At 40.2% G+C, this 17,040-nt stretch carries 20 protein-coding genes and 1 pseudogene; 9 read left to right on the top strand and 12 right to left on the bottom strand.

The features are described from left to right. The first annotated feature begins 1,037 nt into the window (after nt 1–1,037). The 3 genes from AC1XUO_RS28850 (at nt 1,038) to AC1XUO_RS28860 (ending at nt 3,925) form a co-directional block, all read left to right on the top strand. On the top strand, nt 1,038–2,033 hold the full coding sequence (locus AC1XUO_RS28850; RefSeq protein WP_483333341.1) for an SDR family NAD(P)-dependent oxidoreductase: 996 nt from the start codon (nt 1,038–1,040) through the stop codon (nt 2,031–2,033). Between the two features lie 356 nt (nt 2,034–2,389). Further along, complete coding sequence (locus AC1XUO_RS28855; protein WP_483333343.1) at nt 2,390–3,208, top strand: helix-turn-helix domain-containing protein; 819 nt, start codon at nt 2,390–2,392, stop codon at nt 3,206–3,208. A 459-nt stretch (nt 3,209–3,667) separates the two neighbouring features. Further along, complete coding sequence (locus AC1XUO_RS28860; RefSeq protein WP_483333368.1) at nt 3,668–3,925, top strand: LytTR family transcriptional regulator DNA-binding domain-containing protein; 258 nt, start codon at nt 3,668–3,670, stop codon at nt 3,923–3,925. A 117-nt stretch (nt 3,926–4,042) separates the two neighbouring features. Here the strand turns inward: AC1XUO_RS28860 and AC1XUO_RS28865 are convergent, their stop codons facing one another. Beyond that, on the bottom strand, nt 4,043–5,209 hold the full coding sequence (locus AC1XUO_RS28865) for an FAD-dependent oxidoreductase (protein WP_483333345.1): 1,167 nt from the start codon (nt 5,207–5,209) through the stop codon (nt 4,043–4,045). A gap of 92 nt (nt 5,210–5,301) precedes the next feature. Here AC1XUO_RS28865 and AC1XUO_RS28870 point away from each other — a divergent pair, with 92 nt between their 5' ends. Then, nucleotides 5,302–6,258 carry a helix-turn-helix transcriptional regulator gene (locus AC1XUO_RS28870; protein WP_483333346.1) on the top strand — a complete coding sequence of 319 codons (957 nt, stop codon included), beginning with the start codon at nt 5,302–5,304 and terminating at the stop codon, nt 6,256–6,258. Nucleotides 6,259–6,380: 122 nt separating this feature from the next. Here the strand turns inward: AC1XUO_RS28870 and AC1XUO_RS28875 are convergent. Further along, nucleotides 6,381–6,600: pseudogene (locus AC1XUO_RS28875) on the bottom strand (hypothetical protein); the annotation flags it as partial. Nucleotides 6,601–7,113: 513 nt separating this feature from the next. Between AC1XUO_RS28875 and AC1XUO_RS28880 the strand changes: the two are divergent. After that, entirely contained in the window at nt 7,114–7,578 is a 465-nt protein-coding gene (locus tag AC1XUO_RS28880) for a DUF6088 family protein (protein ID WP_483333348.1), read from the top strand. A gap of 359 nt (nt 7,579–7,937) precedes the next feature. Here the strand turns inward: AC1XUO_RS28880 and AC1XUO_RS28885 are convergent, their stop codons facing one another. From AC1XUO_RS28885 to AC1XUO_RS28895, 3 genes are all read right to left on the bottom strand, one after another. After that, nucleotides 7,938–9,167, bottom strand: a complete 1,230-nt coding sequence (locus tag AC1XUO_RS28885) for a type II toxin-antitoxin system HipA family toxin (protein ID WP_483333350.1) — start codon at nt 9,165–9,167, stop codon at nt 7,938–7,940. Continuing rightward, entirely contained in the window at nt 9,164–9,469 is a 306-nt protein-coding gene (locus tag AC1XUO_RS28890) for a helix-turn-helix domain-containing protein (protein WP_483333352.1), read from the bottom strand. Before AC1XUO_RS28890 ends, AC1XUO_RS28885 begins: the two co-directional genes overlap by 4 nt. Nucleotides 9,470–9,692: 223 nt before the next feature. Further along, on the bottom strand, nt 9,693–10,067 hold the full coding sequence (locus AC1XUO_RS28895; RefSeq protein ID WP_483333354.1) for a winged helix-turn-helix transcriptional regulator: 375 nt from the start codon (nt 10,065–10,067) through the stop codon (nt 9,693–9,695). Nucleotides 10,068–10,172: 105 nt separating this feature from the next. Here AC1XUO_RS28895 and AC1XUO_RS28900 point away from each other — a divergent pair, with 105 nt between their 5' ends. After that, nucleotides 10,173–10,718: an NAD(P)H-dependent oxidoreductase gene (locus AC1XUO_RS28900; RefSeq protein ID WP_483333356.1), complete on the top strand. Its 546-nt coding sequence runs from the start codon at nt 10,173–10,175 to the stop codon at nt 10,716–10,718. 386 nt (nt 10,719–11,104) lie between these two features. Here the strand turns inward: AC1XUO_RS28900 and AC1XUO_RS28905 are convergent, their stop codons facing one another. The 5 genes from AC1XUO_RS28905 to AC1XUO_RS28925 form a co-directional block, all read right to left on the bottom strand. After that, nucleotides 11,105–12,013 (bottom strand): alpha/beta fold hydrolase, encoded by a 909-nt coding sequence (locus AC1XUO_RS28905; RefSeq protein ID WP_483333357.1) that lies wholly within the window; start codon nt 12,011–12,013, stop codon nt 11,105–11,107. Nucleotides 12,014–12,100: 87 nt separating this feature from the next. Continuing rightward, nucleotides 12,101–12,922, bottom strand: a complete 822-nt coding sequence (locus AC1XUO_RS28910) for an alpha/beta fold hydrolase (protein WP_483333358.1) — start codon at nt 12,920–12,922, stop codon at nt 12,101–12,103. Between the two features lie 121 nt (nt 12,923–13,043). Next, nucleotides 13,044–13,511 carry a Dps family protein gene (locus AC1XUO_RS28915; protein WP_483333359.1) on the bottom strand — a complete coding sequence of 156 codons (468 nt, stop codon included), beginning with the start codon at nt 13,509–13,511 and terminating at the stop codon, nt 13,044–13,046. Between the two features lie 318 nt (nt 13,512–13,829). Next, nucleotides 13,830–14,411: a Crp/Fnr family transcriptional regulator gene (locus AC1XUO_RS28920; protein ID WP_483333361.1), complete on the bottom strand. Its 582-nt coding sequence runs from the start codon at nt 14,409–14,411 to the stop codon at nt 13,830–13,832. Nucleotides 14,412–14,550: 139 nt separating this feature from the next. Continuing rightward, the gene (locus tag AC1XUO_RS28925) at nt 14,551–14,772 is read right to left on the bottom strand and encodes a hypothetical protein (RefSeq protein WP_483333362.1); all 222 of its coding nucleotides are present in this window, start codon (nt 14,770–14,772) and stop codon (nt 14,551–14,553) included. 150 nt (nt 14,773–14,922) lie between these two features. Between AC1XUO_RS28925 and AC1XUO_RS28930 the strand changes: the two genes are divergently transcribed. The 3 genes from AC1XUO_RS28930 to AC1XUO_RS28940 all read left to right on the top strand — a co-directional run bounded on the left by AC1XUO_RS28930 (nt 14,923) and on the right by AC1XUO_RS28940 (nt 15,998). Next, nucleotides 14,923–15,093 (top strand): hypothetical protein, encoded by a 171-nt coding sequence (locus tag AC1XUO_RS28930; RefSeq protein WP_483333363.1) that lies wholly within the window; start codon nt 14,923–14,925, stop codon nt 15,091–15,093. 405 nt (nt 15,094–15,498) lie between these two features. Beyond that, nucleotides 15,499–15,681 carry a hypothetical protein gene (locus tag AC1XUO_RS28935; RefSeq protein WP_483333365.1) on the top strand — a complete coding sequence of 61 codons (183 nt, stop codon included), beginning with the start codon at nt 15,499–15,501 and terminating at the stop codon, nt 15,679–15,681. A 158-nt stretch (nt 15,682–15,839) separates the two neighbouring features. Further along, nucleotides 15,840–15,998 (top strand): hypothetical protein, encoded by a 159-nt coding sequence (locus tag AC1XUO_RS28940; RefSeq protein ID WP_483333366.1) that lies wholly within the window; start codon nt 15,840–15,842, stop codon nt 15,996–15,998. Between the two features lie 17 nt (nt 15,999–16,015). Here AC1XUO_RS28940 and AC1XUO_RS28945 read toward each other — a convergent pair whose 3' ends face one another. Together AC1XUO_RS28945 and AC1XUO_RS28950 are read right to left on the bottom strand one after the other, a co-directional pair. Then, nucleotides 16,016–16,216, bottom strand: coding sequence for a hypothetical protein (locus tag AC1XUO_RS28945; protein WP_483333367.1), 201 nt, complete (start codon nt 16,214–16,216; stop codon nt 16,016–16,018). 177 nt (nt 16,217–16,393) lie between these two features. Then, nucleotides 16,394–16,867, bottom strand: a complete 474-nt coding sequence (locus tag AC1XUO_RS28950) for a phage integrase SAM-like domain-containing protein (protein WP_483333370.1) — start codon at nt 16,865–16,867, stop codon at nt 16,394–16,396. Nucleotides 16,868–17,040 lie beyond the last annotated feature (173 nt).

A 17,040-nucleotide genomic window follows, 5' to 3' on the forward strand; every position in this document is an offset into this window, starting at 1 on the left:
CTCTTCTCATTGATGTAGTGCTATTTCATTGGAGAATTCGGAAGCATTGATTCCGTGGGCAGATTGACCATCAGCGGAGTAGAACTGTCTATTTGCTAAATAATTATCAATCATTTACTTAAACGGGTCAACTCCGACCGAAACTACTTGTCATTAATTTCCGAATTGCGGTGATCAATGGGGCCGGATTCTCCATACAGAGGATCAGGTTTCTTGGCTAGTTAGGTTAAAGATTTCGGATACGCTGACCATAGGATTCTATGGCAGACTGACCACTTGATTAAAGTGTTCTATTTTTGAATATTTGTTTAATAGTGAATCACTTGCCCACAACAGAACTGTCCGACTTTATATGATCTTGATTTACTTATTATAGTGGTCACAGGTACAGAAATCTCCAATAGAGTAAATCATTTGCTATTATCCGAGCCACCGCAAAATTTTGACTACTATTTCCTCTGATAGTTCTGGCGCACAATCAGCGCGAAAAATTTTTGTCGAAATCTTCAAGGTCAAAATTCCATTACCTTTTTGGAAGGTCATCCAAATATGGTTTTAATGACTGAATGTCATTCTCAATGAATACCGAAGTTTTAAATACATAAATCACTATACCCAAATTTAATTTTATAATCCTTTTTTACCCTCAGGCCAATAACCTTGTGAGAGAATCTTACCTGCGGTTTTGCTTTTCAAAACCTGTCTGAATGTTTGAAAAACAGAAAATCACTCATCCATTTTTCATTTCTAAAAAACCGTTTTCGGGAAATAAAGTATTGTTTTCCAAGTCTAATCGTTCGGGAACATTTTTATTTTCTTCGCCCAACTCAAAATAGACTGAAATTGATGTTGGTTTTTTTTCAAAAGTGGAAGAAACGAACAGGCAAGTCAAACTGTGGTGTGGGTTCAGCCTTATCTGACATCTTAACCACATCAGTTAAAACACTGGCCTTTTAAACAAAACACATTCGGACGTTTAAACAAAGACGCATTAGAGCATCCGCCCTACTTTTGTCCCATCAATAAAATTTAAAAGAATGGAACAAAACAATTATCAGGGAGCATTGCAAAACCCAAGGGGTTCGGGCTTCAACGCAACATCGACAACCAGTGATGTTATCAAAGGAATTGACCTTACTGGGAAAATCGCCATCGTAACCGGGGGCAACACCGGTATTGGTTTGGAAACCACCAAAACGCTGGCAGCAGCGGGGGCGACAGTAATTGTGCCTGCAAGAGATACCGAAAAAGCAAAAAGGAATCTGGAAGGCATTGCCAACGTAGAATTGGAAACAATGGATTTAATGAATCCAGATTCCATTGATGCGTTTGCTGAAAAATTTCTTGCTTCGGACAGGCCACTTCATCTACTTATCAACAATGCGGGTATTATGTGGGTGCCGCTGCGCAAAGACAGCCGTGGTATCGAATCACAGCTAGCCACCAATTATTTAGCACAATTTCAATTAACCGCAAGGCTTTGGCCAGCCCTGAAAAAAGCCAATGGTGCACGAGTGATTAATGTATCCTCACACGGGCATCAATTTGCTCCATTCGATTTTAAAGACCCTAATTTTGTCAATAGAGAATATGAAACGCTGCAAGCTTATGGCCAATCAAAAACTGCCAGCAATCTATTTGCCCTTGAGTTGGACAATCTTGCCAAAGCATTTGATGTACGGGCTTACTCATTACACCCGGGTTCTATTGCAGGAACAGAACTCGGTAGAGAAGCATCCCTGGAACTATTTCAAAAAATGGGTTTCCTTGATGCAGACGGTAATCTGTTACCGGAAGTATCCGCATCATTAAAAACAATTCCACAAGGTGCTGCTACAACAGTTTGGTGTGCCACCAGTCCCCTGTTGAACAATGTTGGAGGTGTATATTGTGAAGATGCTGATGTGGCCGAAGTTACTTCTGATACTTCCATGTCCAATGGTGTAAAACGTTACTCACTGGATGAAGCCAATGCCAAACGCTTATGGACATGGAGCGAATCCATGACAGGTATCACATTCAACCTAATTTAATCCAATATAAATACTGAAATGAAAAGTTTGAAAGATAAAGTTGCCGTCGTTACGGGCAGCAATAGCGACCTCGGGTATACTACGGCAATGACTCTCAATGAAAACGGAGCCCAAATAAACTGGGATTGAATGAAACTGCTAATGCTCAAATAATAAATATAATCTCTTTTGAATTGGGAAACGCAGCCAAAATAGCAGATTTAATAGCTTATTTACCGGGCGATGGTGCTTTATTTACTACAGGCTAAAATTTTCTGATTGATGGTGATCAATCAGTGTAACGTTAAACCCACGATTACTTCTATTTTTGTTTCCGTAATGTCTTGTCCGAAGAAAGGAAATACATAAAATGCGCCATGGAATATCAAGCAAAATACATCACTGATGATATAAAACTGTCCTGTTACGAGGACAAGTTTTTCAAGTCGGATATCATGTTCGACCACCATATGCTCATTTGGTTCATTTCGGGTGAAACTAAGATTGTGCAGGCAGATGCCTCTTGCATTTTTAAGAAAGGTGATATATTCCTGATTCCCCGAAATCAACTGGCAACAATTATAAATTATCCAACCAATGGGCAACCGCACAAAACGGTCGTGATGCACCTGTCGACCAACAGGCTAAGAGATTTTTATGCCGACTTAAATGTAAAAACCAAAGCTTTGGAGTCACAGAAAATATATTCTTTCAAAAATCACCCTTTGCTTGAAAGCTGTTTGGCCTCATTGGTTCCGTATTTTGAAATGAAAGAACTTCCGGAAAATATTGCGACGCTGAAAATAACAGAAGCAATCAGTATTCTCAGGGCAATCGACAAGGGTATAGACAACGTATTGGCAAACTTTGAGGAGCCCGGAAAAATTGATTTGGCAGACTATATGGAAAGGAATTTTATGTTCAATCTTCCTTTAGAAAAATTCAGCTATCTGACAGGCCGTAGTTTGACAACTTTCAAACGTGATTTTAGCAGAGTGTTCAGCACAACACCGCAACGTTGGCTTACAAAAAAGCGATTGGAATTGGCCCATTATCAATTTGTCGAAAAGAAAAAGAGACCAATTGATGTTTGCTACGAGGTTGGCTTTGAAAACTTGTCACACTTTTCTTACGCTTTCAAAAAGCACTTTGGGTATGCACCCACCGACTTGACCGGGCAACAGGCTCGCAGCTAATCAATCTTACCGTCGGATCGCGTTGCTGCTGCGATTACTTAAAGCCCAGCAAAACCAGATTTTCCCCTGATGGAAGCCACAGATTATTTTCGCAGCAACAAGGCGCCAGATATCATATTTAGCGATATCGAATTGGGAGATGGATTGAGCCTCGAAGTCTTGGCAGCCGTTACAATAAACACCCCCGTTATTTTTGCACCGCATATGAACAATATGCACCAGAGGCTTTTCACTCCAACGGTATAGATTATCTTTTGAAGCCGTTCACCGCTGAGGATGTAAGGCGGGCTATTTCAAAATACCTGAACATCCGCAGTACGTCGCTGCAAAATGACCATTATCACTCGATTTTACGGAACTTGCTAACCGGTACCAGCCTCGGCATTGCTTGCCTATTACAAAGACATAATTATTCCAGTAGATTTCGATCGTGTCGCTTTATGCTAAGTAGAAAACCAGATAACACATGTACTCACTTTTGAGGGAAAAATTGATTATCCAAAAAGTGCATTGGATGAGCTAAAAAAAATGGAGGGTAGTCAATTCTTCCGTGTGAATCGCCAGTTTCTCTTGAACCGGAAAAGCATTATTAATGATTCAAGCTACCTGACAAGGAAATTATCGGTAAAAATCTCTGTGCCTTTCGATAGCATTATTACGGTTAGCAAGGAGAAAACACTGCAGTTTCTCGCCTGGCTATCAGGACGAACATATTGAGAATCATTGTCTGGCCAAACACCAAAATGAACGTTACCTCACCCAGGTCACTGTGTTTGACCCTTCAATTTTCAAATGCCCGACAATTGCCTGCAAAACAAGGACTTCTGGTGCTAATTACAATGCTCTCTCACCCGTAAAGAAATCAAGAAACAATTGGAGGCTGTTCTTCGAGAGCATCGCTTCGACTAGCTGCGAGGCTTTTTCCGTTGCCACGGAAGTCCTGGCAAGCATCTTTTCTTCAAACGATGCGATTGCTTCATGCACTGTTGTAAACTTTTCTGAAAGAAGCGCATCGCAGAGTTCCAAAGCATCCAGCATTGCCTGATTTACCCCGTCGCCGGAGGGTGGCGTTTGATGTGCCGCATCACCGATCATGGTTAGGTTTCCGATTGTTTGCCACGATTGATCTTGCGGAAAGTAATATTGCGGACGGCCAACAAAATAGGATTCTTCTGTTGAGAATATTTCATGCCAATCATTGCTCCAATCGGAAAAGCGCTGTTTGAACCACGTAAACGCATGTTCCCTGCGTGAAAAATCGATGCCGGAAGTTTTAATCCATTCATCCGGCTCTTCGGTGATCGTATAAAATGAAAGTGAGCCTTCTCCTTTTACACTCAGGATAATTGTCTTACCGTTCCAATGTGCAAAAATCTTTCCTCCACCGGTAAGCTCCCACAAATTCGGTGCATTGGCAGCCGCGTTGTAAATGTTGCCTTCAACAATGGTGACACCCGAGTATACACGACCTATATCCGTGATGTATTTCCTGACCTTGGAATTTGCCCCATCTGATGCAATTACCAGGTCGGCATATACCATAGTCCCGTTTTCAAAAACCAGGTCCCAGCCGCTGCCATTTTCTTTCAGTTCGCTAAATTTGGAATTCCATACAATCGTGTTCTCATTCAGGGATGCGATGAGTAAATCACGGAGCGGGCCACGGTCAATTTCTGGTCGGGCATATTCGTTGCTCAGATCCTGAACAGGTTCGTTATCACGTTCCGTGTAATGCACTGTCAACTCATTATCTACGATGGTAACTCTCTCAGCTCCCGGTCTGAAACTTTGTTGAAACGCTTCGATCAGTCCTGCTTCTCTCAATGCTCTGAGCCCTGATTCATAGTGCAAGTCAAGCGTAGCACCTTGCTGCCGCACATACTGATCCGTATCGCGTTCGTACAATTTAACATCAACACCTCGTTGCTGTAATAGTCGGGCAAGTGTCAAACCACCAGGGCCGCCGCCCACAATGGCTACCTTCTTATTTTCTAATAACATATCTTCTTCGATTACATTGTTTTTAAATCCTCACAAAATTATGTGTACTTTGATGCATAAAATAACCTTATATAGTCAATAAATAGTCGTAAATGAAAATAGCGATTACGGATAAGGGATCGGGGATTGCCCAGGAATTTGCCAAAGCAATTGGTGCAGATGTCGTTGGCCGGTTTATATACATTCCCGAGAGCAAGGGAGCAGGTTACCTCACGGGTTTTTCCTGGGGAGATAACCTGCGCATGATGATCCGGAATTACCATCTCAAAGAGGATGTTTTTATCGAGCGGACAAATGAATTAGCGGAAGGTCAGGAAGATGTAATCTTCATGTTAAGCGGGATTTTTCCTTCAACCGGACAGGCAGGGCAGTTAGTATCCGAACAAGCAAATATCCTGATTTGCAGGCATGCGGTTTCCACCATCATGGAAATGCCGTCCAATACCATTTTTGGGAGCGTGACAATCGCGGTTTCCAAGAAGTATTTACATCAGCTGTTTGGGCAAATTGACCATCCTGTGGTGACAAGTGTTCTTCAGGCCAGGGAAAATTTTGTATTTGAGACGGGTGTATCACCGGAAATAATTAAGTGTGCCAGCGATTTCTTGCATCAGCCTGTTCCGGAAAGCATCGAAAGCCAATACTACAAGTTAAAATGTGAAGAACTGTTATACTACATCTTTACCATACTGATGCAACGTGAAGCTGTGCCAGTTAGCGCTATGCATATCAAGGACATTAAAGCCGTTTATGCAGTTAAAGCCCATTTACAATCACATCTTGATCAACCACCAAATATCGCGGCACTGGCCAGGCAGGCAGGCATGAGCGAACCCAAGCTGCGAAAGCTTTTTAAGCAAACATTTGGCAAGGGGGTTTTTGCGTATTATCAGTCGGGACGAATGCATAAAGCCGCCCAATTGCTCAGGGAAAAACGCCTGGCGGTTTCTGAGGTGGGTTATCAGATGGGATTCACAAATCTGAGCCACTTTTCAAGGGTTTTTGAGCAGCATATGGGTGTCAAGCCGAAAAGATATTCAACTTTGTAAGTCACTGCCGTCTTAAAAACTACCCTTCTGGCACGATCAGAGGGGTATCTGGCTCATATGGTCATTGGGGGTGATTGCGGGGAGTGTACACGGAACTGTTTCAGGATTTGATTTTGGAAGGTTTAGCCGCCAAGGAAAAATTCACGGTCAGCCTGTAATCGATCACCAAATTTAATGTACCATTGTGACATCGTCAAGCCCCAATTATGAATTGACATGGTCCACTTTTTAGAAAGTTCCCTTACAACTAGATAGGCCAGTTTCAGCAGTGCCTGGTTCGAGGTAAATGCTCGGCACCGGCCGCCCGGCTTTTGTCTTTGTGACTTTTCTAATTTGACGGTAACATTTGGACTGATAGCCATTCAGGACTGGATAAGCAACCACAGACGTATCCTTTGCAATGTCGATTCCAATAAATTTCTTAGCTTTATAATAAGTAACAATTGACACCTCATTTACTATCGTCGAATACACAGGCTTTTTGCCTACCGAACTATTCAGTTTTGAGTATGAAACCAGATTTTCAAGTGATTCAAAACGCATTTAACCTACCCTGAAGACGCACCTGTTGAAGAAAATTTAAATAAAATTAAAACTTTGAAAAGGCAAATGTATGGTCGCGCAGGTTTTCAATTGTTGAAAAGAAGGTTACTGTTAAATTCTGAGTGACCACCAAAAGTGGGGATGAACCGCAAGTTGACCTGGAGCAGACAAAACCAGAAATGCGTGGGTTACATTGAAATTTCCTTCGACAAATCACTAAGACACAACGGATTCCGACCTCCCTGCATGCAAATAGTTATATTGTATGAAAATTTCTGATTATTTGTCCATTCATATAGGCGTTCTTCCAGAGTGCTGCATTTCCACTGCCAAAGAACTCGCAAATCAAAATATCCAAGAGAGCCAGTACGAAAGGCTCTTTGTCGTATGATTCGATCTGGCCAATTAGCCAGATACTCGAAAGTTAAATTCTATAAACCCAAAGAAACCATTATTGGAACACATGCTCCAAATGAACTAGAAATAGTAAAAAATCTCCTTATAAGAGAAGATAAATCGATTGGAAACCTGACTGGATACCAGATTTTTAATCAACTGGGCTTAACCACCCAAATTAGCTCGCTTATCAAAATCGGATGCAATAAGCCCCACCCCACCATAAGGCGTAGGAATTGTACGATTTTGTTTATTAAACAGAATAATGACATCACTGTTGAAAACATCCTGTTGCTCCAAATTTCACACACAATCCGCTACATCAAAAAATACCAGAAACATCAGAAAAAAACATCATTAAACGCCTCAAAGCTATTTTAAATGAGTTCTCAGATCAACAAATCAATGAAGTTCTTTCCTTGTCACTGAAATATACGGTTGGTACCCAAAGATCATTAAAAAACTTGCTGGCCGAAAGAAAACAATAGTCGCTTTACGATCAATTCTCCGAAACCCTTGATTTCAATGTGTACAAATTTGCGACGCTGCATGGCTGCATGAGATATCCCTATTTCTTTTCGGTCATTCTGGCAAAACATGATTCTATGGCCAGTTCCCCTGAATATTGTCTACAAATATCCTATTTTGTAAACTAATAGCTTACTTATATTGATATATCTAATGAAGTTATATTTTCCGATATTAATGGTTGATTGGAATTGCAAATGGATGTGTTAAATCTATCCAACCAATCTTTTACTTATCAACTCCATAGTAGACTGACTAACGCCGTATGCTCTTGCCAATTTCTTCCACTGCCCTAATGCAAACTTTGTTTGATCTACCGTCTCTTCTATAATGGTTTTCGATAAACCTGCTTCAAGACCCAACTTTAATAGCTGTTTCTGGCCAGGATTCCTTCCCTCTCCCATTACCATCATGCTTTGTTCTCCTCCAGGGCCATTAGAAAACGTCAGATCATATGCTGGCGATAACTTCCATTCCCCTCTATCATCCATCAGAAAACTGAAATTTTTGGCATGGTCATCCCGGTTATGGGCAAGGATGTTGAAGACCGCCAGTCTATACATTTTCTCTACTTCCCGGATGTCTTTCGTAAGCTGACCCGTCAACGTCAGTAAATCTTCATAATCCAAAGAGGGTGTCCGGAAATCACTATGCAATAACCCACTTACTGTATGCATGTGATATCGTTTTGTACCATCCCGGTCAAAACGTTTTGCTGCAAAATATCCGCATCCTTTGCTGGCTGCGAATAAATGAGTTTTTGACATTGTAACACCCGCCTCTTTTGCCATCAGGGCATAAACGTACTCGATAGCACCGGAATCGAAGCCATCTTGAGAATTCGGGAACTTGACCAGCCAGGGCTCAAATCCTGGGGCGAGTTGCTTGGCTCCATGGGATATGTTCTGACGAGTCTCATCAACGCCTATAAGTGCTTTCGGTCTTGCCCCGGCAGACGACCCATTTAAAGAGAGTAGCTCCTGAATAATTTCATCAGAACTTCCTGTAAGAACATCGTCGGTTTGTTGAGCGAGATGATCCAGATCAATCAAACCGTGCTCAATATCAGACGAGCTATTATCCGGTTCATACACTAAGGCTCCCATCCCATGAACTCCAACATGTGCCAAACGATCCAGTGGCGTTATATCGGAAGGCAATATGTTTTGAGAACGCAAGAGGCGGTCAAATAACAAGCGTCCCCAGCCGTCAGGCAGGCTATCGCTAAATACACCCGCTAATCCTTCGAAAGGTCTTGCTTCAAAAGCGGTAACGCCTGATTTGAAAGGCAAACGTAGTGGAGAAATCTCTAACCTTTTTTGAATGAATGACGCATGATATTCAAAATAAATGGTATGGTCGCGAATAGCCAAACGTCCGACTGGAAGAATTTCACTCCCGAAATCCAATCCCACTCTGAGTTCTGCGATAGATTGGTTCATTTGTGACGGCCTCGTTTACGGATTGAAGTTTCTTCTTTCAACACTTCATCGATTGAAGAGAGAGTGAGTTTTACCGGCTTTATAGCCTCAATCACTTCCTCCAGGCCGCCCACCACCAAAAGTAACCTAAGAAATGACTCCAAAGAAATGACCCCTTTCTGCTCAAATTTCCTCAAAGTTGGAAGGGCAACGCCTGAACGTTCTGCCAACCCTTCTTGAGTAAGTCCTGCATTTAAACGCCTGGAACGCACATTTTCAGCAAGCTTGCGAAGTGCCTTGGATGGCGATATAAGTGATATCATTATAATACTTATTGGCTTTATACCCTAATAATTAATACTATTGTATCACAAATATACTAAATTACAAGCGAAGAATTCTTTACTCAGATCGTTTTAAAAGTAAAATTATGGCTATGAAATCGTGTTTTAAAACAGCAGCGAATATCATTAATTAAAAACATAAATCTTTCCAATTGGGAAGAGTAATCACTAACTCATTACTTGCAGCATGGGAAAGTTGCTTTCATTTATTACTTACAAACTCTCCCTTTTCAAAAGCAATCTGATTACCCCATTTCAGAATCGCATCAAGAACGGGAATGAATGTCCGTCCAAAATCCGTCAGACTGTAATCTACCCTTATTGGTGGTTTTTCACCATATACCTTTCTGGACACCAATCCATCTTTTTCAAGCTGTTTCAATTGTAGACTCAGGGTCATTTCGGTTACCGTTGCCATTTCCCTTCTCAACTCACTGTACCGTTTACATGAGTCTTTAAGGTGATAAAGAATTACCGTTTTCCACTTTCCACCAACCATATCCATCGCCAGGCTTACCGTGCATGGATAATGCTTATCACCCATCTTTATATAATCGCTCTCACATTCAACCTTCATTAATCCCGAATTTAGCACTATCCAAATTGATAGTTATTGCAAACATATCTTACTCAACTTAGTTTTGCAACTATAATTATTATAGTTTATCATAAATAATAAAATATGGCATTAATTATTTTAGGGCACCCAAACTTTGCTGGTTCGGTAGCAAACAAAACCATCATGGAAGAGGTAGAAAATAGTGGGTTGCCTGTTGAAATCCGAAATCTATCCGAATTGTATCCTGATTATAAAATAGATCCCAAAGCCGAGCAGAACGCTTTATTGGATCATAATACAATCGTTCTTCAATATCCTGTTTACTGGTATAACATGCCAGCCATCCTGAAAAACTGGTTCGATATTGTATTTGAATATCAGTTTGCTTATGGCAGCCAGGGAGATAAGCTTAAAAACAAAAATTTCCTGCCCAGTTTTACAGTGGGTGCACCGGAGGAAGGTTACCGGACGCTGGGAGAGCATCATTTCCGGGTTTATGAGTTTTGCAAAAATCTTGAACAAACAGCTTATTATGCGCAAATGAAATACTTAGATCCAATCTATTTCCATGGAACATCGGTTGCGGCAGGATATACAAAGCAGGAAATCATCAGCAAAGCAAAAGATCATGCGAAAAGATTAATTGAAACGCTGAGCGTACTGAATTGAAATTTAGTGTTTAAAGTTCAGAACAAATGGACGGGGCAATGGCAATCGCTGACAGATCGAAAGTAGGAGCCCAACAGTAATCAAGCAGTCATTATCAGCAAATATGTAATTGGGAGGTCAGATTGGAGAATTCGGACGCGTTGACTATATGATTCCTTGGCAGATTGACCATCACCTGAGTATTACTGACCATGGGCTACAACATTGTCAATCATTTACTTAAACTGGTCAACGCCCGACGAAACTACCTTTTTTAAATTCCGATTTGGGGTGATCAACGGCTCCGAAATTTATTATTTTAAGTGCTATGTATTTCATAAAATAGTATTTCTTTAAAAAAATAAGGGGCTGTTTTTAGGAAGCCCCTTATATGGATAAAACAATTATTATTTTTTGGCGAATTTTTCAAGCTCCGTATTGAATTTTTCTGCTTCTTCCACGTATAGTGCATGACCGCTGTTCTCGAATTTCACAATGTAAGAATCTTTAATGCCTTTATTAAGTTCTTCGGCTAATGGGTATGGACATAACTTGTCCTGAGTGCCTTGAAATATGGCGGTAGGAATTTTAATTTTTGAAAGTACTGGTCGCAAATCAAGGTCTAATAAAGAACGCATCGATTCCGTAACCGCATAGGGAGACGCTTCTAAATTGATGTTCTCCAACCATTTTTCTACAGGTTTAGAAATATTACCTTCTTTGCCTACAAATGCACTACCAAGCCCGGCAATAAAATCTTCTCTGGCCGTCATAGTTTTTATAAGTAAACCATTCGCGTCTGCTTCTGATATACCGTATGCCGATGCTCCTCTTTGCTTCCAGGATGGTGCAGCGGCACCAAAAAGGGCCAATTTGCTCACATGAGCTGCATTATATCTTGTTATGTAATGAATGACCACAGCGCCTCCCATTGAAAATCCACCGAGCACAGCGTTTTGGATATTGAGTTTATCTAAGACTACCTTAATGTCATCTGAGAAAACATCAAAATCATAGCGACCATAAGGTTTATCTGATTTTCCAAAGCCTCTCAACGAAATTCCAATCACCCTGAATCCTTTACGACTTAAGTATTGGTATTGATACTCGTACATGGCATCACTTAAAGGCCATCCATGAATTAAAACGATGGGTTGTCCTTCGCCAAGGTCGGTTACATGAAGTTTTACCCCTTTTTCAACTTCAATATATTCTGCTCTTCCAGATGAAGCCGGCACTCTTTCTGTTTGTGAAAAAGAAACATTACTTGTTAATAATATTGTTAATAATCCGATTGTCAAAACTAAATTTTTCATGTTTTTATTTTTTTAATAATAGTAATTTGATGTAGCACAGTGGAAGCGAAAAGACCAGGCAATCAATGGACGCTTTTCGCTTTCTTTTTAAGCGTTTATGAATTCCAGTATGTCTTTGTTGATGGTAGCGGCTTCAGTAGTTGGCATACCGTGAGAGAATCCTGGATAGATAATTAATTTTCCGTTTTGTAATAGTTCGGCAGCTTTTACGGCAGTAGTTTCATAAGGAACGATTTGGTCATCATCGCCATGTAAAACAAGCACAGGAATAGTTACACTTTTTAAATCGTCAGTGAAATCTGTTTCTGAAAACACTTTAATACAATCGTATTGCGCTTTAATACCACCCATCATGCCTTGTCTATACCAATTATCCTGGATGCCTTTTTTAATCTCAACACCCTTACGGTTATAGCCAAAAAAAGGAATGGTGATGTCCTGGTAAAATTGAGCCCGGTTGTGTTGTGTATTGTACCGAATATCGTCGAACACGGCTAACGGAACCCCGTTAGGATTATTTTCATCGGCAATCATGTAAGGCGTGATGGCGCTAATCAACACCACTTTGGCAACACGGTCTTTTCCGAATTGTGCCGCATAGCGAATCGATTCGCCTCCACCTGTTGAATGGCCTACGTGAATTGCATTTTTGAGGTCAAGATGAGCAGTAAGTTCGGCTACGTCCGCTGCATAAGTGTCCATGTCGTTGCCTTGGTAAGTCTGGGTGGAGCGGCCGTGTCCACGACGGTCGTGTGCAATTACTCTAAAACCTTTTTCCAGGAAAAACATCATCTGAGCATCCCAATCGTCAGATGAAAGTGGCCATCCGTGGTGGAAGAAAATTGGTTGGCCCTGGCCTAGATCTTTGTAATAAATTTCTGTTCCGTCTTTAACTGTAAACTTGTTCATGACTTTTTGTATTTAAATTGTTTTTGTGAATTATTAATTTGATAATCCAAAGTTGGGTTGATTTTTCTGGGGCAACAATGGACGCTTTTCGCTTTGAATTGCACTTTTTCCCCCAAGTGATTTAATTTAAAAGTGTTCTTAAAATCCAAGCAGTTTTTTCATGTTCTTGCAAAAGACTGGTGATAAAATCACTGCTGCCTGCATCCTCATATTCGTTGGTAAAGGGATTGATGTTTGCTCTTAAATGAAGAATGATAGTTTCGTGAGCAACTAATAGGTCTTTGACAAATTCGACGCTATTAGGTGAGTCAAAGGCTATTTCTTGTAATGTTGTCAATTCAAGAAATGCTTTTAAACTGGCTGGTGCGGTGAAGCCTAAGGTTCTGATTCTTTCGGCAACACTGTCGATTATTGAAGCTAATTGATTGGCTTGATTGTCGAATAATTGGTGTTTATCATAAAAGTCAAGCCCTTCTACATTCCAATGAGCGTTTTTTGTTTTCGTAAAAAGCACATACTCGTTGGCCAATAATTTTGATAGCTCGTTGGCTACGTTTTTGCGATTGATTTCTAATATTCCGATATTCATTTTCGTTTTGATTATTTTGATGATGCAAAGTTCCACCAAATAGCCAAGCCACTCCATGGACGTATTTCGCTATGAATTGCACTTTTTACCCTAATCGTTGAAAATAAAAAAAGGAACTCCGTTAATGGGAAAGCGAGAGAGTACACTCATTTTTGTACATAGTCCTCTTTCCTGAAAATGTGAGGTTGCTGAGAATGCCATTGTCATTTTTGGTTATTTCAACAAAAATGCAGCAATGAAGGAAAATGAAACGATGATAAATGACGATAAAAAAAGTAGATATATGTCTACGTAATCGAAAAAATATATTGTTTGGGCTTATTTATGAGAAGTTTGTTTACGTACCCTGCTTAAAGTGTCTTTTGTGATTCCAATATAAGAGGCAATAACATGTTGAGGGAAACGCCGAACTAAATCCGGGTATTCCAAAGTAAAATCAGCATAACGACGTTCAGAAGTATAGCTAATTGTAGAAGTTATTCTTTTTTGTGTGGCTATGGTATTTTTTTCATCCATTTTTCGCATCATTTCCATAAGTGCTGGAAATAGTTGACTCACTTTCAACACATCTGCATGTGAAATAAATAGTATCTCAGAATCTTCCCAGGCATCGATATTATAACGTGATGGTGTGAGCATTGCCCAACTTTCTCTGTCGCCCATCCACCAATTTTCTATACCTAATTGCACAAAATGCTCACCACCTTTTTCATCAACGTAATATTGCCGCATCGCACCTTTAACAATAAAGGCAAAATTTTTACAGACTTCTCCTTCTTGCAAGAAATATTGCTTTTTTCTTAATTTTTTGAAAGTAAAATAACTTACAATAATCTCGAAATCATTTTCAGAAACTAAAATGGAAGAATATTTTCTTATATAGTTTAATAATAGCTCCATATGATATAAATGTTAAGAGCGTGTTTGGGTTATTGAGAATAATGAGGGTCGTGCGTTCTTTGTAGCGACGAAACCTTAAAGAGTTGACTAAACAGTATAATTGGCTGACCGCCCACAATAGGTTGCAATATCGACATTTTTAGCCGTAAAGCGTAAGCGTAAATTGGATTTGCGAGATGTTATGGATGCGATTTTGTATATTTTGAGAAAGTGCTGTCAGTGGAGAAATCTCCGTGATTGATAACTTCCCTGATAGGCCAGCGGTATTCTGGTACTTTTCAAAGCGGAAGAAGACGAGGATTCTTACAGATATAAATATTTCTTTCAACAAAGTAGCCATAGCAAACGAGGACTGAGACATAAATTCTACCATGGTTAGTATTGACAGTCAATTTGTTGAGCTAAGCCCTATGATTCATGAGGATCGTGGATCGTATGAACCAAAAGGCGTTTGTATTCCAGCATAGTGCGGTCTTTGATAGCAGGGTTTTTCATTAATCAGAAGATAGGATTGACCATTATTAATCATGGAGGGGCGGTTGCTGGTTATACGGCTAATTTTGCTTTTGCCAAAGAGAACAATTATGGAATTATATTGATGAGAAATTATGCCGAAGTTGAACGCGATATTTATGAACTGACTTTTGAAATCCTGGGAGCCTTGAATAAAATTAAGGAATAAATGAGCATAAGTAATCGGTTCACGGGTCAGTCGGGATTATTACACAAAGTAATGTCAAAGAATTTGCTAAACATCAGATTTTCAGCCACATTTTTGTGGTTTATGAATGAGTGCTGCGCCACGCATAGTTTTTATATACCAAATCGTTAAATTTGTAAGTAACCATAAGAGCAAGCGTATGGCGACTCTAATATTTCTTTCCGCGTCGCATCAGACGTGCTCCCTTGGTGATAAGGGAATGTTTCACTGTAGATTTTTATTTGTAAAAAACACGATCTGACTTGGCCTCAACACCTTGCTTTGATCCAGATCAAACAATGTTATGGAAGAAATATTGAATAGCAAACAATCTTAAAATTTCATAAATAAGGGCTTTATATGCATTAAAAACGCTTTTTCACAAAAATGTTGCGGCCGCAGCCCGCAACATTTTGTGGAAAGATCTCGGTATGGATCGTAACGATCCGGGAAAGCTGGAAGAAGCCGGTTGTGCGGCTGGGCATGTATTCCAAGACGCCATTTGTTGAATCTACGAACACCTCCGTACCGCATGGTGCTTACGATCAGCTTGTTAGAACAAATAATTGACTCCCATGCAATGCGATGGGCACTTTTCCTATACACTTTCCTTCTCACGAAGATCCTTGTGACGCAGGCTGGTATGTGGATGCGAGCTTTCCCGGTAGAGATCCTGACTTTTTTTTGAATGGCGCATGAATGTGAATTCTAAGGGGCGTGGATTACTCATGCTATTTCTGTACTCGGATGTGGGAGAGTTTGATGCGCCAACCCGTATCAGGGTTAGCTCTCACATGGATATTACGTGTTTATTACTTCCAAAAGGCGAGGATGGCCTCAACTTCATGGAAGTAGCCGGTGAGCTCGAAAAACTTCCCGGCCGTTAAGAGGTTTTGGCAACAGGTCAGGCCGGAACGGTGTATCTATGTCTCCATTTCTCGTGCATGCAGCCCAGCCACATCAGTGCCTGAAACCAAAGTTTATGGCACAAGCGCCTTTGTTTGGACAAGGTAACGGTTGTGGCAAACGTATGTCTGGCAATATGATAAGTCAGTATCTTGGTGATTCCACATAGGTCAGCAATTTCTTTCAGGTATGAATTCATTTTTTGGTTACTTAAAACTGATAGTAACTTATTTTCTGCTAGACATTGGGAATGATCTCTATACATCTCCAATAATTTAATTGCCTGCGGGAGTAATGGAATATTAGTTTCCGTTTTTTGCCTGTTACTAAAAATCCAATAGGCGTTATTAATACCCTTGGCAATCTGACTACGCGTTCATTGTTTAACTTCGATGTATGCGAGGCCCGTATAACAACTAAAAAGAAAAATGTCCCTCTCCTGAGCTATTCTCTCGATTGTGATTAACTTTTCCTCAATTACCCTTAATTCACCTGCTGTCAAAGGCATGAGCAGCACCTCCTTTTTCGTTAATTTAAATTCTGGGAATGGATCGCTTCTCAGCCATTTCTTCTTAACGCACTCCAGGACTATCTTTTTAAAATTGCCTAGATATTTTGCCGTAGTATTTTGATTGCAATTTCTAACCGATTTAAACCAGAATGAATATTCAGTAATAAAGTCATAGTCTAAATCCTTTATTGGAAGATCATCCATTTTGTATTTCCATTTAATGAAAGATTTTGTATGCCTCAGGGAAGTTTCATACCTCTTATGCGTTCCTTTGGCAAATTCTTTTCCGATAAGCGCTTCCATTTGATCGTTACGATACTGAAATAAGTCAATTATCATTTTACGCTCTTCCCCTTTGCCAGTCAAAATATCTTTCACAGCCTGAGCAGTGATATCACGATCATTATCCAGAAGTAGCTTTTTTGCTTGATATGCTTTTTCCTTAGACGTATCCAAAAAGAATTTAACAATTTAAAATCTTCCTTTTTTCCAGCTGCATTCCCCGCTTCTTT

The sequence above is a fragment of the Dyadobacter sp. HNCC25DJ186 genome, assembly GCF_056895235.1.

Excerpts from the sequence above, each read along its gene's own strand:
- AC1XUO_RS28850 (WP_483333341.1), top strand. The coding sequence starts at position 1,038 with ATGGAACAAAACAATTATCAGGGAGCATTGCAAAACCCAAGGGGTTCG.
- AC1XUO_RS28855 (WP_483333343.1), top strand. The coding sequence starts at position 2,390 with ATGGAATATCAAGCAAAATACATCACTGATGATATAAAACTGTCCTGT.
- AC1XUO_RS28865 (WP_483333345.1), bottom strand. The coding sequence starts at position 5,209 with ATGTTATTAGAAAATAAGAAGGTAGCCATTGTGGGCGGCGGCCCTGGT.
- AC1XUO_RS28870 (WP_483333346.1), top strand. The coding sequence starts at position 5,302 with ATGAAAATAGCGATTACGGATAAGGGATCGGGGATTGCCCAGGAATTT.
- AC1XUO_RS28885 (WP_483333350.1), bottom strand. The coding sequence starts at position 9,167 with ATGAACCAATCTATCGCAGAACTCAGAGTGGGATTGGATTTCGGGAGT.
- AC1XUO_RS28890 (WP_483333352.1), bottom strand. The coding sequence starts at position 9,469 with ATGATATCACTTATATCGCCATCCAAGGCACTTCGCAAGCTTGCTGAA.
- AC1XUO_RS28895 (WP_483333354.1), bottom strand. The coding sequence starts at position 10,067 with ATGAAGGTTGAATGTGAGAGCGATTATATAAAGATGGGTGATAAGCAT.
- AC1XUO_RS28900 (WP_483333356.1), top strand. The coding sequence starts at position 10,173 with ATGGCATTAATTATTTTAGGGCACCCAAACTTTGCTGGTTCGGTAGCA.
- AC1XUO_RS28905 (WP_483333357.1), bottom strand. The coding sequence starts at position 12,013 with ATGAAAAATTTAGTTTTGACAATCGGATTATTAACAATATTATTAACA.
- AC1XUO_RS28910 (WP_483333358.1), bottom strand. The coding sequence starts at position 12,922 with ATGAACAAGTTTACAGTTAAAGACGGAACAGAAATTTATTACAAAGAT.
- AC1XUO_RS28915 (WP_483333359.1), bottom strand. The coding sequence starts at position 13,511 with ATGAATATCGGAATATTAGAAATCAATCGCAAAAACGTAGCCAACGAG.
- AC1XUO_RS28920 (WP_483333361.1), bottom strand. The coding sequence starts at position 14,411 with ATGGAGCTATTATTAAACTATATAAGAAAATATTCTTCCATTTTAGTT.
- AC1XUO_RS28925 (WP_483333362.1), bottom strand. The coding sequence starts at position 14,772 with ATGTCTCAGTCCTCGTTTGCTATGGCTACTTTGTTGAAAGAAATATTT.
- AC1XUO_RS28935 (WP_483333365.1), top strand. The coding sequence starts at position 15,499 with ATGTTGCGGCCGCAGCCCGCAACATTTTGTGGAAAGATCTCGGTATGG.
- AC1XUO_RS28940 (WP_483333366.1), top strand. The coding sequence starts at position 15,840 with ATGCTATTTCTGTACTCGGATGTGGGAGAGTTTGATGCGCCAACCCGT.
- AC1XUO_RS28945 (WP_483333367.1), bottom strand. The coding sequence starts at position 16,216 with ATGAATTCATACCTGAAAGAAATTGCTGACCTATGTGGAATCACCAAG.
- AC1XUO_RS28950 (WP_483333370.1), bottom strand. The coding sequence starts at position 16,867 with ATGATAATTGACTTATTTCAGTATCGTAACGATCAAATGGAAGCGCTT.